We start from the raw sequence: 16,213 nt of genomic DNA on the forward strand, positions 1-16,213 counted from the left end.
AAAAAACACCCTTCTGCAGCAAGACTTGTCGTCTTCACAGAAGAGTGTTGCGATTTTTGCTTATGGCATGATGACCAAATTGCTCACCACGCGCCGTTCTTTGCCGCCTGAAGGCTTGTTCAACAGCTTGCCATTGTAATAAAACGCACTGGAGCCACCGCCGTCGAGATTATACGCATCCACGACATGCCACTCTTGCAGCTTTCTTTGCGCTTCCTCCAGCGTAACCCCATTACTCCAGCCGTCTCGTCTTCCGTCAATGACAATCAGCAACAAATCGCCGTTGTCGAAATGGCCGATCAGCGTTCGCGGTTGACGTGCATTCGCCCATTCGCGAGGAATAGGCAATCGCTTGCCGTCCTGCAAGAGACGCGGCAAGAAGCTCGCGCCCTGCAATATCCCTTGTTGCGTAATTTGTGCCTGCGTCTTGATGCTTGTTCCAACCAGATGACCTTTGTTGTTGAAACCGACAAAGCTCAGCTTCGCATTATTGGAAAAGGTTCGAATCTTGCCGTCAACAACCGTAATGCCTAATGGAGTCAGATTGCCCTGCTTGTCCGACATAAAGCCGCCTGCATTAATCGCAAGAATGGCTCCAGTACGCTTACCAGCTTGAGTCGTCGTTTCCCCTTTACTTTTCACAGAGTTGTTGGCCAGCACCATTTTCAGCGCTTTCGGATCATTGAGGCGAACTTTGGCCATATAACCGCGGTATCCGCCTTCTTGCAGGGAATAAACTTTCACGGTCGCGTTTTTCCCGAAGTGTTGACCGATCGGCTTGCCAAGCATGTTGGACAAAATCGTGTCCAATACATCCGCAGATTTTTGTGTCTGGGATTTACTCGCTTCCAGTGCGCTACTGATCTTCTTGTTTTGTTGCTCGTATTCCTTCTGTTCCTTTTTCGAGCGATCCCGGATGTCTTCGATGACGAATTCCACGTTTCGAAGCTGCACCTTGGTGTCGTTGAGCCGTTCCCCCAGCTCATCTGCTTGGCTCTTCGCTACGGCAGAAGAGAGCTTCAAGCCTTCTGTCTGGAGCTTGTCCACTGGATTGTCCAGCGCAAAAGCGACCAAGAAACCGAGAGCAGGCGCCAACAGAAAGAGAAAGAAACGGTTTATCTTACCAAGCACGGGCAGCATCCTCCAATTTTTTCAGAGATGCTTTCAAATCAACCAGCTGTTTGTTGAGCTGGTCAACCCGATCCTGCAGGGCTTCTTTTGTCTTGTTGGTGCCACCAATGGTTTCACCCGTCAATGCCAAATCTTCTTCCAGATTTCCCAAACCCTTCTGGACATTTTGCATTTCTTCCTGCACCAGAGTCAGTTGATCTCCCAATGCCTTCATCTGCTTTTGATTGTCTTCCTGAATTTGATCAATTCGTTGGTTCACAAATTGTTGTTGCTTGTCCAACGTATAAACAGCAAAGGCATATCCAGCATAGGCAAGTCCTACCCAGACCAGAACGGCCAAAACGATGGGTAGTAAAGGACGCTTACCTTCTGTCTGGGAGGGAATCAATGCCTGAAAAAGACTGCCTCTTCTGCGTCTTCCTTTCTGCTTCCCGTTTGCCGGAAGTGGCAGTGTCGGTGACGAAGTCGAAGACGCTCCCATGTATTTGTCGTCCATCGGCTCCCTCCTCCTTTCTGTGACATAGAGTGAGGTTTCATTATAACATAGAAAGATTTTGAAGCAGCCTTTTGCGGAATAATGGAAAAATACGTCCAGAAAAGAAAATACCGCCAACATTTTTGGCGGTACTTCACTTTATTTTCGAAGCCGAAATTCGCTTTGCAGCTGATTGTGCAGTCTTTGCAAAAACAGGATCGGGTCTTCTTTGGTGTTCTGTTCTTCGACAAGTTCTAATTTTTTGCGCATGATGCTGGCAATTTGATTCCCGAGTTCATATTTTTTCGCTTGAGATAAAGAAGATAATCTGCTGATGAAGGAGGAAAGCAGCTGCCAGTCCTCTCGGGTAATCGCCTGTTTTTGGCGCTCATCAAGCACGAGTAGCGCATGATTCAAATCAAAGCCGTTTGGCTGTTTGTCTTTCTTTTTCTGAAAAAGAGTCGAGCGCTGTCCTGACTCCATCACGACAATCGTCCCCGCCACCATATCGCCAAGTCGCTTATCACGGGGGTGGAAAAAGCAGACGAGCGCCCCCAGAAAATAACCAGTTGGCATTGCGTCAATGATGCGAAACAGATTCCGGATCGTCGAGGAAACAAACGTCGCAGGCTGTCCATTATCACGGATGACCCGGATTCCCACCAGCCTTTTACCAACGGTCTGTCCACCCCAGAACGCTTCCAGTAACCAATAGTAGCCAAAATTCACCACGAAGATAGCCAGGATGACGATGGCCAACGCATAGTTGCCAGAATCCAGGAAAAGATCATCTTCATTTCCAAATAAAACTATACCAAACAATAGAAATACAGTAAGATTAACCAGGAGCAAGATTCCTGTATCAATCAGCATCGCAGTGGCGCGGCTGCCTAGACCTGCCGTCTGAAATCGCAGCATCACATGCTCGGGTGTCACGACAGACGCTTCTCGATTTGACCCACTGACGTATGTCGGTTCATTCATGATAGTTTTCTTCCCCCCTCGAAACTTTGAGGTTTTTTCGAGTTTATTACACACGCGCTAATGAAGGAGGCATTATACATGGATATTACCTCGTTTTGGCACAAGCATAAAGCCTCTTGGGCCGAACTGGAACAATTAGTAGAGCGTTTTACCCGACAACCTCGGCACATCAGTGCTACCGATATTGATCGCCTGACACAACTATATAAGAAAACATCTGCCCATTTGGCCTATGTACGCTCCTACCATCCCGCAGACGAGATCACCCTCTACTTAAACCAACTCGTCTTACGTGCACATAATTTGGCTTACAAGCAGCGAATAGGCAGTTGGCAGCAGCTCAAGCATTTCTTTGGCAGCTACTTGATGGGTCTCGTACATAAGCGAATGGGCTTCATTGGTGTCGCAGCCCTTCTTTTCATCATCGGTGGTATTTCTGGCTTTGCCGCCGTCATGGTCGATCCACTCAACCTGTATTATGTATTACCACAAGGGATGGCTGAGCAGATCGATCCATCCAGGCTGGGAGAAGGGCACGACTCACTAGACAGTCCGGTCATCTCCACGATGATTATGACCAACAACATCAAAGTCGCGATGCTGGCCTTTGTCAGTGGAATTACATTTGGAATCGTCCCCATCTACCTTCTCTTATTCAATGGCCTTCTGGTTGGAGCTTTGGCTGCCGTGTACTATCAAGCAGATAGCAGCTATGCTTTTTGGGCCTACATTTTGCCACACGGCGTAATCGAGCTGACTGCCATCTTCATTGCTGGCGGAGCAGGTCTTCACATGGGCTACCGCCTGCTTGTGCCTGGCCGCTACGCAAGAAGACATCAATTTTTGGAGGCGGCAAAAGAGTCTGCGCATTTGCTGTTGGCTACCATTCCACTTTTGTTCATCGCGGGAATCATCGAGGGCTATATTACTCCATCGAGTCTTTCGCTCGAAGCCAAGTACATTGTAGCTATTGGCACATTGCTTTTGCTAATTGCCTGGTACTTACTCGGATACAGACCGGATTCTCACAAAGCTTCTCTTGATTTGATGTCCAAGTAAGTATTGATAACCGTCAGCGTTAATTGATCGGCCGGAACGTCCAGTACCTGGATACCCGCGCCGATCATTTTTTGTTGAAACGCCCTGCGATCGAGCTGGAACCGTTGAGCTACCGCCTTCGTAAACGCCAAGCTACTGTTGCTCGTGTCTATATGACTCCATTCATGCAGCAGCGGATCTGCCAAAGACAGCAGCAAGAGCAAATGCGAACGGCGCATCCGCCACAAATAATTGCTCAACTGATCTTCGACGAGGTAGTTTTCCATATCAGAAAAAAGAACGATCAAGCTCCTTCTCTTCTGCTGGCGATTCAAAAATTCAAGTGCCTTCGCCGGATCAGCCTCTACAAAATCACTCGTCAGGTTGTAGGTCGCCTCCAACAGAGTGTGCAAGTGGCGCAGCCCTCTGCCTGGAGGTATGTACGTCTTGATCTCATGCGAATAGGCTAGTAACGCCACCTGATCTCCTTGACGCAATGCCACAGCCGCTAATGTGAGCGCAGACTCCAGTGATCGATCCAGTCTTGTCTGGTTATCCAGCTCGACCCCCATCAACCTGCCACAATCGATCAGAATGGTTATTACCTTGCCATGCTCTGGTCGATATTGATTCGTCATCAGACGTCGGGAGCGTGCTGAAGCGGACCAGTTAATCATCCGAGGATCATCGTCAGGCACGTAATCGCGGATCGCATGGAATTCCGTACCCGCTTTCGCCCTGCGCATGATTTTTTTCCCGTCGACGATCAAGCTCTCCTGCAACGAAGCCAAATAGCCTCGAACGGCTGAAAGGTCGGGGTATACCTTGATCGTTTGTTCGCACGCAAAGCGGCTTTGGCGATACCACAAGCCGAACTTGCCATGCCACCGCATGTAAAGCCAGCGGAACACGTACTCTCCGCGTTCTTTTCCTCTTGTTTCAAAACTGATGTTGGTTAAGGGTTGTTCCATCACACCCGTGACTGGTCCTGCTTCTTCAAATGACAGCGGAAGATCATCCACGATGGCGTACGATACGGATTGTCCGCTTCTATTGGCAAGCTCAAGCTCGATCGAAAACGATTGTCCGATATCCGTCTGCTCAGGCAAGATTCTTTGGATCGACAAGTCCCGGCGTTTGGGGATAGTAACCCAATCCAAGACGCTAGCAATCAGGAGCAAGCCGTTGTACAAAAAGAAGAGCGAATAGCCAATTTCCAGTAGGAATCCGACGATCGCGATGGGCGTGCCCAGCAAAACTGCCACGAGCAGTCGCTTGGATGGCAAGACAAAACGGTCTGCCAAAAAATCAGCGAGGAACTGGAATAGCCGCCAGCGTCTCTTCGATGATGTGGTCACTGGTACCCCCCTCCAATTCTACCTGCGGTGACAGAATGAGTCGGTGCCGCAATGCAGGTCGGGCCACCATTTTCACGTCATCCGGCGTCACAAACTTGCGATTGTCCAAAAGCGCCCAGGCTTTGCTCGCCATCAACACGGCAATTCCAGCACGAGAGCTGGCACCTAAGAGCAATCGTTTCGTTTCGCGTGTGTTGCGAATCAATGTCGTAATGTACTCCAGAATCGAATCATCCACAACCACTTCTTCTAATTCGCGTCGCTTCTCCAAAATTGCCTCCCATGTAAAGAGCGGCTCTTGATTACGTTCGTGGCTGCGCTTGTTGGGAATATGTTTGGCGAGAATTTGCTTTTCATTTTCATGGGAAGGATACGACATCGTTAGCTTGAACAAAAAGCGATCGAGCTGAGCCTCCGGCAATACATACGTTCCTTCATACTCCACCGGATTTTGCGTAGCGACGACAAAAAACGGATCTGGCAAAGGATAGGTGACACCATGAATCGTCACTTGCCCCTCCTCCATGGCTTCTAAAAGGGCCGCTTGGGTTTTCGGGGGAGTCCGGTTGATCTCGTCCGCCAGCAGCAAGTTGGCGAAAACAGGACCTTTGATTGTCTCAAACTGGTTCTGCTGCATATTGAACACCACATGACCAATTATGTCCGATGGCATCATGTCAGGCGTAAACTGGACGCGCTTACTCGCGCCCCCCATCAACTCCGACAAGGTCTTTACCATTTTCGTCTTTCCGATACCGGGTACACCTTCTAGCAAAACGTGTCCACCGGCAACCAAAGCGGTTAGCAGCAACCGAATATTTTGCCTTTGACCAACCAGCTCTTTTTCCATTTGTTGCAACAATTGCTCCACGGTAGTTGTCACTCCTTCTCCAGACGCTTCGTAATCTCATCCAACAAAAGACTGTCTGCAAGCAAGCTCTTCGGCGAGTATCGCCCTTCGTTTTTTGCCTGCTCCAGTCGCTCCAGCAGATGAGCGAATTTCTCTACCTCTTGATTTGTCCATCTTGTTTTGGCATATCGCACGATTTCCACACGATCAGCTCGCAGGTGCACTCCCCATCGATCGTACAACAGATGTCGCATGTACGTTTCTCGATGTCGCAACGCATCCTTTGCCAGCCCTCTTCGCTCATACCAGCTAGACACGGCAAGCAACGTCTCATCACCACGTCGCACCGTCCATTCCCTAAGCGTATAGACTGGTCCGAATCGTTTTCCTCTCCACCACACATACAGCAAAAGCAGGATACCGAGTTGGATGCAAGCGGCTATGAGCCACCCCGGGTAGATCGCCAAAAAACCTGGTTTTTCCTGCAAGCCGTGATGGTATTCATCTACCCAAAGAACTGACCAATCCCCTTGTACATACGGCCAGATCGCTTCAAAGTGGGACAGTCGATCAATTTTTTGATTGGTTAGCCATTCCGGTACGAGAAAAAACGTGACACTGCCATCTCCCACTTCTGTTCTTCCTCCGAGTATCCCTTGATCGTCGTAGAGAAGTGGCTCCATGTCGTCCTCTTCTAAAAATCTCAATGAGGTCTCCGCTTTGCCCATGAAGCTGCCCTGAACGAGAGGTCCCTGAATGTTCCGCTCCTGCTTTTCTTTACCTCGGATGTACTCCGTATCAAAGGGAAGATCTTCCCACTCTGGTCTCGAGTGAAAGAGAATCAGGTCATTGCCTTCACTGACCCAGTCCAGAATATCTATCTGTTCCTCTGGCATCAGCCTTTCCGGCTCTACCACGAGCATGGCCTGCCCAGTTGCTGTCGGTAAAAAACGCATCGGCTGACGCCATTCCTTTACCTGCTTGCCTTTTTCCTCCAGTAGTACTAGCACCGCCTTAATTCCACTCGGCTGTGCAGATGAAGCCAAGTACGGTGGGAGAGGCTCAGCTGCAGGCTTGACGATCAACCAGCCCACGATAACGAGCAACAAGGTAGCCACAACGATTCCGACGCGATAAGTGCGCAAACTATCCATGCTGTCCCTCCTCGCGCCAGATGCCTTCCAGTTCGTTCACACGCTGCCAGAATGACCCTTCATCAACAAGTGCCTGCCCGTACCAAACAGCGTCGAATTCTCGTGCGAAACTGCCGAACACATCGCGTAAGCTCGGCTGATTTACCTCAATTTCTTCTGCGTATTCCCAATTCGTTTTCCATTTCTCCACACGAACCCACGACTTCATTTGCAAATAAACCAACAACGCCAAAAACAACGAGCGTTCTCCTTCCCGCCATTCTCCTCGCGCTGCTTTTTCCTTCGCATCACGCAAATAATCTGCATGAGAACGTATTTTTTCACCGTCCATAAACAGCGGTCGATGCTTCTTCTGTTCCCAAATCATCCTGCGGAACAACCAGTAAATGATGCCGACCAGTCCCAGTACTGCCAGGATGAGCACGAGTGTCGATACGGTATTTGCCGCACCAGTTGGAATATAGGTCCACTCAAAAAGATCGGCGATCAACTCGATCAAAAACTCCATGGCTCTTTGAATCCAGTTCTCTCCACTGCCTTGGGGCAAATTAAACTCGTCTCTGGCTAGAATCTCTTGTAAATGCTCCTTGTCATCTACCCAAGGACTCGTGCTAATCATGTGTAACTCCCGGCTCTTGTGCAGGGGTAGGAGCTGCTGGTTCTACTGGTGCAGATGTGGCAAGCTGACGGCTTACGAGCTCTTGTAAATCTGTCCCGTCTTTTCTCACACGAAGATCAAAGTAAGCCAAAGCGTAAACAATGGCCATCCAAGGACTCAAGAGGCAGGTAAGTGCAACCAGAATCATTTGCGCGAGAATAGATGTGCCTAATACGCCCGTGAGTACTAATTGTATGCCGCTAGAGAACATCGAGTAGATCACACTCAAAACAACAAAAATACCGAATAAACGCCAAAAGTTTCCTTTTGTCAAATTCCAGCTCTCGCCGATTCCGATACCATCGCGTTCGAACAGAACGAGCGGCATATAAAAACCCCACCGAATTAAGAAAAAGCCCGGTACGAGCATCATCCCGGCAATTAAGAATAAATAGCCAAATAAAACCAGAACGATCATAAGCACAATACTGCCTTCATCTGACGGATCAAACATAGTTTCCAATGTCATTCCACCAGCGAAGGCGATCATAACGAAAATCAATCCATATACGATGACAAATGCTGTCGACACTGCAAATGCGATTACTCCATATAGGAAAGTACTGCCCGCGAGCGGCCAAAATCGGCGAAGTGCCCCCTTCAAGGCATCTTTTAAGCTCAAGGTCTCTCCCTCGAGAGCAGCCTTCGTCAGTAAAATCGAACCGGAAATCATTTGCGGATAGGCGATGATCAAAAGAATCGGTCCGACAAGGAATATGAATATGAGCAACATAGGCAAGCTTTGTGTCATAAATTCTTCTTGTCCGGCAAATCTTGCGCCTAACGATTCTGCAAAGTCCATACCTTCTGTATCTTGTGCGAGCAAAGGCACTCTGGTAAGGTCAACCAGAAGCAGTTGCTGCAGGAGTAATAATGGACCGAACCAAATTAAAGCCAACAAAAAGAATGCTCCAAAATGCTGGCGATACACTGAAAAGCTCTTGTCCAACAGCTTCCCCACTCCCATGGGGGCAATCGGCGTACGATTCATGAGAAACCTCCATCTTTCTTTTTGAGAGTACCTGATAAGTATACACGATTTTCCTGTTTTTTTAAAAAAATCATCTAATTTTGCTAATGTTTTCCTGCCTGATTTTGTCAAATCAGGTGTTAGTCCAATGCGGTCGCCACCCTGTTGAATATGATATTGCATGCATAGTTAGGAGGGTGTTGCCTTTGAAAGCATTGAGAAAGAAGCAGCTAAAAGCAAAGCAAGCCCGCTGCCGCTGCAAGAAGCGATCTACCAAACGCAAATCCAATAGTCTGCTCAGGCAGTTACGTCGTTTTGTGCGTATCCACGTTCGCGCACCTCAAGTGAATGTGACCACCCCCACCCCTCAAGTAGAAGCGCCTGTTGTGCAAGTAGATGCTCCCGTTGTACAAGTAGAACCGCCTGTTGTACAAGTAGAGGCGCCTTATGTACAAGTAGAAGCTCCAAAGCCAATCGTCATCCCGGCACCGTTAGTGAAGGTAGATGTCGAGAGGGAAGAATCAGCGGACCAAGCATGTATAGAAGGGCTTCGTCAGGAACTTGGCAAATGCATGAGAAACGATCAACTTGTGGAGGTCTTACTTACGACGGATTGGGGACCTGAGGGTCGATCTTATCGAGTCGGCAAGCTTCTGAGAGTGGACGAAGGAATCATTGAATTACAGACCTTACCCTCCTCACGTACCAACGGAGCCTCTATTCTTATTCCTATCACCCACATCGTCGCGATTATTCCAAATGTACAACCCAATTGAACAAGCTGATATTCTGCGAGGCTTTAGGAGGGACTAAAGATGAGGGGAGTCTGTGCGTAGTAGATTCCCCTCATCTTACCCCATTTCGTACAATACGCATGTGGGACAAGCCCTTTTGTTCAACGGGCCTGTCCACTTTGGCGCAAGACATTACATGATTCTTTCGTCTCGAAGATATGAATAAACGCCCACTTCTCCGATCTTACTTTAGGGAAGTGGGCCACTAGCATTCACTTTTTGGTTTTACATACCCCTGTTATTCCATACGTCTAGCACATCTCTTGCGACCCGATCCCATGTAAATCTTTGTTCGGCAAGCTGGCGTCCACTTCTCCCCATTTGACGTTGGAGGTCGCGGCTGGACAATAGTTGTTTTAGCTGTACAGCAAACGCTTGAGGGTCCTCCGGCTGCTCGACCAACAGTCCATTGCCTCCGATGATCACCTCAGCATTTCCACCCCGTTTTGTCGTGACAAAAGGCAGACCGGCAGCCATCGCTTCATAATGGACACGAGCCAGTGGTTCCTCCCATTGCGAAGGACAGACAAAAATGTCCCCCGCCCAGAACCAGTGGTGAATCTGATCTGCCGGAACAAAACCCGTTGTAATAACCGGAACAGGCGAACGATTCGCTAATGAGCGTACATATGCTGCATAGTCACTGATTTTATTTTCACCGTACCAGGACCCTCCAACCAAAACGAGAGCAATGTTGGAATGGTAGGAGCGGAGTTCATTCATCGCACGAACCAGAATATCGGCCCCTTTTTTCGGCGTCAATCGCCCAACAAACAAGATCACTTGTTTGTTGCCCAGATTGTGGGTAGCCCGAAGTTCCTGACGAATCTTTTGCGCCGTTTTGGATCCTTCTACCGGAACGAATGTATCCAGGTTTACACCGGAATAAATCGTACGAAGCTTGTTTGCGGCTTCGGGATACAACGAGGCAATGACCCGGCCGACATAATCACTGATGGTGATGATCCGTTCTGTTTCAGCAACCGCTCTAGCAGCTTCTGCCTGCCCTATTTTTACCGGATCAAACATATCATTGTGCATACTTAGAATAATACGTGCGTTCGGGCATACTTCACGAATGATGGGAACCATCCGCGGTCGGTTAAAAACATGGATGACATCATAGGTGTTCGCACTCAGAAAAGCGGCTACTTCGCGTGCATAAATCTCGAACACACCTTGACCATCTACTCGCACATAACGCGCATTGTGAACTTTTTCATCCTTTGGTAGCGTGGGATCCGACGTTCCCAGGATAGTCAGTTCGTGATGCCTCCCTAGAATATCTGCAATCCCTGCAATATAAGTCTGAATCGCTCCCCCTCGTATAGGAGGGACTGGCAATTTTTCTGTACAGACCATGATAACTTTCATCCGTATTCTCCTTTCCCGTTCCGACTTCTTACATTAGTTGCCTCTCGTCTTCTTTGAATTTGGACGTTGCTTCTTCAACTGATTGTTGATGAGTTTACGGCTTAGTTTCGCCGCCTTGGCAACCTTCTTGTTCTTGTTGGAAGTGACGGTCCGGGACTGCTGTTTAGATGTCCACACAGTTCCTTTTTTGTTTTTCTCTGCTTGACTTGCAGGTTTTGCTTGTGGTGATTTGGCCTTTACATTGATAGGGACCTTTACTTTACTTTGAAGCTTACTCGACTTTTTGCTGCTGTTTTTTGACACAGCGGAGATCATGCCCCGCTTTTTGTTTCGACGAACGAGTTTTTGTGGTTCACTTGCAACGAATGGCGCTGATGGCGTAAAAGGAACATTTCCCGAAAATGCAATTCGAGTTCTGCGGGTAGTGCTACTTTGTTCTGCCTCTGCCCCTTTTTGCTGGCTTTCTTCCCGTGTTACTGGCGTCTTCCGGGAAGTCGGAAGTGAAGTGGCTACTTTATCGCTTGCAGCCTCCTTGACTTTGGACTCTTTGTCTTTGGATTCCTTCACCTTAGACACTTTTTCCTTGGATACCTTGACCTTGGACTCTTTATCCTTAGACACCTTGAGCTTAGTAGACTTTTTGTCTTTCGGTTCCTCGACCAAAGACTCTGTTGTTGGAGTGGATACAGCAACAGGTATGAATTCCTTGATACCGGATGCTAACCTTTGCGGTTCCACCACTTCCGTTATTTGGTCATAGTTGCCCGGTTCGTATTTGCTGATGTCTTTTGCGAGCTCTGCCAATGCCGCATCTTTCGTCTTATCCCCCGTCAAAACTCGCTGCAGAATGCCTTCCGCTTCCGTAGACAGAAAGATTTCGGGATCATAAAACATCTCTTTGAGGTGCTTATAAAATTCGTTTGGCACTGCCATATCATTCAAGAGCACCTCAAACGATTCACGATCCAGCGGGTTTGCCTTATGATAGGCTTCGATCATGCCGCGCATCCAGGTAACATCCCAGACGCCCATATCATCCATCGTACTGGTGATGAGCTTGCGCAAATCCCGAAACGGCAAATCATACGACACGCCATCCAGGTCGATGACCCAAAGCCCTCCCGGACCATTTTGACCATTTGACCAGCCATAATCTTGGTGCACCAATCCCCAGTGAGCCTCTCCCATTTTGATCATTTTCGGATAGGCAGATGCTTTTAATTTCTCTAAGGCTGCCCATGCTTGCTGTTCATAGTGATCGACGACGGCCAAAATGGATTTACTTGCTGGTGTTTCACTGTAGGCTTTTGCTACTTCCCGCATCCACCCGATTTTTTTGGCAATCTTTTGATAATGATTGGGCCAACGATATAAACGGGAAGAATTTTTGGCTCCTGCGGGCGGAACATAGCCTTTCGAATGCCGATGGAATTCACCAAGGCCGTAGCAGAGCTCTTGCGCGCCTACCAAATCTACTTTTGTTGCCGGTTGCAAAGCAATCCAATCGGTAACAATCCATAGTTTCCCGCCTTTTTCCACATAAAGACTTCCATTTCGGGCAGGAATCAGTGCTGGTACCCTTGCCCCCTGTTTGACAACGTATTCTTGGAAAGCCACACTATAGAGACTCCGTTCAGGCGTACGGTGCAGTACCTTTAGGCTGCGCGGACCTTTATCTGTTTCTATGCGCCAAATAGCCCCGCCTTTGTCTGGCTTGGAAGTAATGAGTGTACGACTCTTTACCGACATGTCATACTCCTTGATCACTTGTTCTGCGATCGCATCTACTTCCGGTGGCACTGTCATATCCCAGTTAGCCGGTGTTTCCGCATTCCCTTCTCGGGTATCCCATGGCTTAATCACATATTGTTCCATTCCATTCCCCCCACACTTCTGTGGTGATGCCTTCGTCCTTCTCCATAAGCTATTCGCTATGTCCTTTTCTCGAACCGGACAAATATCATTGGGAGTCTGCCAATTCGTTATTCGCACAGAGATAAAGTCTCGCAAAAAAACAGCTTGACTCCTCGCATGGTTGCGACAGTCAAGCTGTTCATGTTAAATCATCAGTAATTCACGTATTTCCTGCTCGGTTAAAGAAGAGATTGCCTCTTGTCCCGGTGTAATGATTTCTTCAATCAAGTTTTTCTTTTTTTGTTGCAGCTCGTACATCTTCTCTTCGACCGTTCCCTCTGCAACAAGCCTGATCACTTGGACGACGTTCTTTTGCCCGATACGATGGGCACGATCCGCCGCCTGTTGTTCGACGGCGGGATTCCACCACAGATCATACAAGATTACGGTGTCAGCGCCTGTCACATTCAATCCTGTTCCACCAGCTTTCAGAGACATGAGAAACAAATCCCGCTCTCCCTCGTTAAATCGGTTACACAAATCTAGTCTCTCTGCTACTGGTGTCTGTCCATCCAGATAGAAAAACGGGATACCATGATACCCCAGCTCGCGTCCGATTATTCCCAGCATCTCTGTAAATTGAGAAAAGAGCAAAACGCGCTTCCCTGCGTTTTTGCATTCACCGATGATCTCGAATAGCTGTTCGAGCTTGGCTGACCCTCCGTCATACTCTTTGACGAACAACGCAGGATGACAACATATTTGGCGAAGTCTCGTCAAGCCTGCGAGAATTTTGATCCGATTTTTTTGAAAGCCTTTATTGTACAGGTGCTTCACTGTTTCCTGTTGGAGCTGCGCCAAATAGGCGACATACAGCTTTTTCTGCTCTGGCAACAGTCTCGCGCTTTGCAGTGTTTCAATTTTGGCTGGTAATTCCTTCAGTACCTCCGTCTTGAGCCTGCGCAATAAAAACGGACGCGTCCGCTTCGCAATCGTATCTCGCGACAAGTCGAGAAATTCCTTTCGTGCCGGAAAAAGCTCCGGGAAAACAGCATCGTAGATGGACCACAGCTCCTCTACCCTGTTTTCCACAGGTGTTCCCGTAAGCGCAAAGCGATGCTTGGCTTTTATCCGTTTGACTGTCTGGGCTGTTTGGGTCACATAGTTTTTGAAGGTCTGTGCTTCATCCAAGATCAAGGTGTGAAAGGAATGCTCCTCGAACTGGGCAGTATCTCGACGCAAGAGCGGATACGAAGTAATGAGCACATCGATTTCTGAAAGCTCATTCACGATTTGATTCCGCTCTTCCTTCGTGCCATCCACAATAACGCTACGGATATTTGGCGCGAACTTTTTGATTTCATTGTGCCAGTTGTATAAAAGCGAGGCAGGAGCCACGATAATCGCCGGGAGCCTCTGTTCTCGGATTTCGGGCAGAACTGAGAGCAGAAAAGTAATACTTTGCAAAGTCTTCCCCAGGCCCATATCGTCTGCGAGAATTCCCCCAAAGCCGTAGTGTGCCAGTGTTTTCATCCATTGATAGCCATACTTCTGATAATCGCGAAGTGTCCCTTGCAAAGATTCGGGTACGGGAAAATCAAGATTATCTGGGTTACGCATATTCTCCAAAAACTGGCGCAACAATTTGCCTAGCTGAACAGACTGTCCCTGCATGGGGATATCAAGCAAACGCAGCCCGCGAAATGCAGGCAGTTGAAAACCACTCCCCATTTGCTCAGCATATTGCATGCCCATCTCGTCCAAAAAACGATTGATTTGCTCAAATTCTTTTGTCTCCAGCGGCAAAAGTGCTCCATTCGACAGCCGATGATATCTGCGCTTTTCTTCTACCGATTGAATAACACTTCGGATTTCAGACTCGGGTATGCCATCTATATCAAAACGAAAATCCAGCCAATTGGTTCGCTCATCGACATCCACTTTAACTTTTGGTGGTAGGTGAAGAGGCTGAATCCTGATTTTCACGGAAGTGGTCGCGTATACCTTTAACAGCTTTTCCAGCTTAGGGACGGTGTGGTAAAGAAAGTCGTACTCAGCTTCTTCGTCATCCAGAAAATAGCCTCCTTCTGTGCGGGTAAAGGTACTTTCCTCCATCAGCTCTAAAATCTGCCGCTCCTTCTCCCCGTCACGCATCAGAATCAGCTCACTGCCACGTTGCCCTCCGCCTTCATAGCCTTCCAGCGGATTGATGATGATATCGCCATATTGAAACTCAAGCCCCGCCAGTAGCCGGTCTCTTACCCTGTCCAAATACAGCTTGGCTTTTAACTGGAATTGCACGACTCGTTCGGAGACGGCCTTTGCAATTTGTACGTTGCCCAGTTTCATCAAGGCCGGAACAATTTGCACCATGAATGGCTCGATTTTTTCTGGGGGAATGTGAATCCGCTCACTGCTATGAGATTCTAACAAGTGCTTCAGCTCAGCCAAACTGTGGCATTGTTCCTTTGGCAGTTTGTGCCATTTGCCATCCACGAGTAACAATCCGTAAGCTTCCAAGACAGTGATTTGCTTGAATCCTTGGACTTCCAGCTGATATTGATCGGTTTTTGTCTGGTCAAATTCGAAGTGGAGTGGCGGCGGTTCATCTATACAGACAAATGTTGGATACACTTGATCATGATGCTGGATGTGTACAGACCGTGCGGTAAGTAGCAAAGCAAATAATCGCTCCCACGTAAATGGTGGAACCAGAAGAACCCGTTCCCCACCCACATGCTTCTGTTCCTGATACTGGTAGCTGGCTGTCTCTCGATATATTTTTTCCGTGCGGTAAATTTGCAGGAGTTCGCGGAGGATGGCTTCATGCTCTGGCAAAAAGCGTTGCAAATTCGGGTCATAAGTAAATTGGTTAGAGAATCGATACACTTGCTGCTTATCCACCCGTTCCAAAAACGCGCGAATGTCCTTTACAATGTACAGCCTCTTTGGCCCTAGCCTCAGCTCTATTCCGATCATACTCTTGCGAAAGCCGTACGGTACGATTTTACATATGATTTCCAAGGCAAGCGTTGTTCGGGAATCCAGCAACACGCGATTATGGCTTGTCCGAATCGGTCGGTCCACGAACAAGCCGAACAGTCCCTCTGTCAGTTGGGAATCAGCCTGTGTTGCCATACCTGCTTGTCTCGTTGTAACGGAAGTGGAATAGCTGCCAGGATGCTCGTCTACTTGCAGTTCACGCATGATTAGCAACGAGGCTGCGATATGTTGACAGTAGTGATCGTACGACGTCAAAGTAGGACAACTGCACACGGCTGCCATACCAGACTCGTCCAGTTCAATGGTTACTTGATAGTTATTTTTCCCTGCATTCACTCTCGTTCTGATCCAAGCAGGTTCCGGTTGAAAATCCTCCACGAGCACGTTCCCAGAACGGTAAAAAGCCTTTCCTCTCTCATAAGAAAGGCGACCACACCATTCTTTTATCATTTGATGGCTCACTTGAAAGCTCATTTTCTGTTCCATCCTCATCTTGAAATATGTTTAATATTACAGAATGCAACTGAAAAAAGATACGCAAGAAAGCGTATCTTTTCCCACACTTATAAA

13 protein-coding genes are annotated in these 16,213 nt (G+C 48.2%); 2 read left to right on the forward strand and 11 right to left on the reverse strand.

Features of this window, described 5'->3' with window-relative positions:
- Positions 1-60 precede the first annotated feature (60 nt).
- From HP567_RS20940 to HP567_RS20950, 3 genes are all read right to left on the reverse strand, one after another.
- Complete coding sequence (locus HP567_RS20940) at positions 61-1,140, reverse strand: phosphodiester glycosidase family protein (RefSeq protein WP_173608091.1); 1,080 nt, start codon at positions 1,138-1,140, stop codon at positions 61-63.
- Complete coding sequence (locus tag HP567_RS20945; RefSeq protein WP_173608092.1) at positions 1,121-1,627, reverse strand: hypothetical protein; 507 nt, start codon at positions 1,625-1,627, stop codon at positions 1,121-1,123. Before HP567_RS20945 ends, HP567_RS20940 begins: the two co-directional genes overlap by 20 nt.
- Positions 1,628-1,765: 138 nt before the next feature.
- Complete coding sequence (locus HP567_RS20950; protein ID WP_173608093.1) at positions 1,766-2,590, reverse strand: RDD family protein; 825 nt, start codon at positions 2,588-2,590, stop codon at positions 1,766-1,768.
- Positions 2,591-2,668: 78 nt separating this feature from the next.
- On the opposite strand from HP567_RS20950, the gene HP567_RS20955 reads away from it, so the two are divergent.
- Positions 2,669-3,649, forward strand: a complete 981-nt coding sequence (locus HP567_RS20955) for a stage II sporulation protein M (protein WP_173608094.1) — start codon at positions 2,669-2,671, stop codon at positions 3,647-3,649.
- Here the strand turns inward: HP567_RS20955 and HP567_RS20960 are convergent.
- The 5 genes from HP567_RS20960 to HP567_RS20980 are packed head-to-tail and all read right to left on the reverse strand — an operon-like array spanning position 3,616 to position 8,639.
- The gene (locus tag HP567_RS20960) at positions 3,616-4,986 is read right to left on the reverse strand and encodes a DUF58 domain-containing protein (protein ID WP_173608095.1); all 1,371 of its coding nucleotides are present in this window, start codon (positions 4,984-4,986) and stop codon (positions 3,616-3,618) included. The genes HP567_RS20955 and HP567_RS20960 overlap by 34 nt on opposite strands.
- Positions 4,937-5,857 carry an AAA family ATPase gene (locus HP567_RS20965; RefSeq protein ID WP_173608096.1) on the reverse strand — a complete coding sequence of 307 codons (921 nt, stop codon included), beginning with the start codon at positions 5,855-5,857 and terminating at the stop codon, positions 4,937-4,939. The genes HP567_RS20960 and HP567_RS20965 overlap by 50 nt, the downstream gene beginning before the upstream one ends.
- An 8-nt stretch (positions 5,858-5,865) precedes the next feature.
- Positions 5,866-6,990, reverse strand: a complete 1,125-nt coding sequence (locus tag HP567_RS20970) for a DUF4350 domain-containing protein (protein WP_173608097.1) — start codon at positions 6,988-6,990, stop codon at positions 5,866-5,868.
- Positions 6,983-7,609, reverse strand: coding sequence for a DUF4129 domain-containing protein (locus HP567_RS20975; RefSeq protein WP_173608098.1), 627 nt, complete (start codon positions 7,607-7,609; stop codon positions 6,983-6,985). The genes HP567_RS20970 and HP567_RS20975 overlap by 8 nt, the downstream gene beginning before the upstream one ends.
- Entirely contained in the window at positions 7,602-8,639 is a 1,038-nt protein-coding gene (locus HP567_RS20980) for an ABC transporter ATP-binding protein (protein WP_173608099.1), read from the reverse strand. The genes HP567_RS20975 and HP567_RS20980 overlap by 8 nt, the downstream gene beginning before the upstream one ends.
- A gap of 176 nt (positions 8,640-8,815) precedes the next feature.
- Between HP567_RS20980 and HP567_RS20985 the strand changes: the two genes are divergently transcribed.
- Positions 8,816-9,394, forward strand: a complete 579-nt coding sequence (locus tag HP567_RS20985; RefSeq protein ID WP_229088087.1) for a hypothetical protein — start codon at positions 8,816-8,818, stop codon at positions 9,392-9,394.
- A gap of 243 nt (positions 9,395-9,637) precedes the next feature.
- Here the strand turns inward: HP567_RS20985 and HP567_RS20990 are convergent, their stop codons facing one another.
- From HP567_RS20990 to HP567_RS21000, 3 genes are all read right to left on the reverse strand, one after another.
- On the reverse strand, positions 9,638-10,786 hold the full coding sequence (locus tag HP567_RS20990) for a glycosyltransferase family 4 protein (RefSeq protein WP_173608101.1): 1,149 nt from the start codon (positions 10,784-10,786) through the stop codon (positions 9,638-9,640).
- Positions 10,787-10,819: 33 nt separating this feature from the next.
- Positions 10,820-12,661, reverse strand: a complete 1,842-nt coding sequence (locus HP567_RS20995; protein WP_173608102.1) for a CotS family spore coat protein — start codon at positions 12,659-12,661, stop codon at positions 10,820-10,822.
- A 183-nt stretch (positions 12,662-12,844) separates the two neighbouring features.
- Complete coding sequence (locus tag HP567_RS21000; RefSeq protein WP_173608103.1) at positions 12,845-16,117, reverse strand: DEAD/DEAH box helicase; 3,273 nt, start codon at positions 16,115-16,117, stop codon at positions 12,845-12,847.
- Positions 16,118-16,213 lie beyond the last annotated feature (96 nt).

This window comes from Brevibacillus sp. M2.1A (assembly GCF_013284355.2).
Taxonomy (GTDB): Bacteria; Bacillota; Bacilli; order Brevibacillales; family Brevibacillaceae; genus Brevibacillus.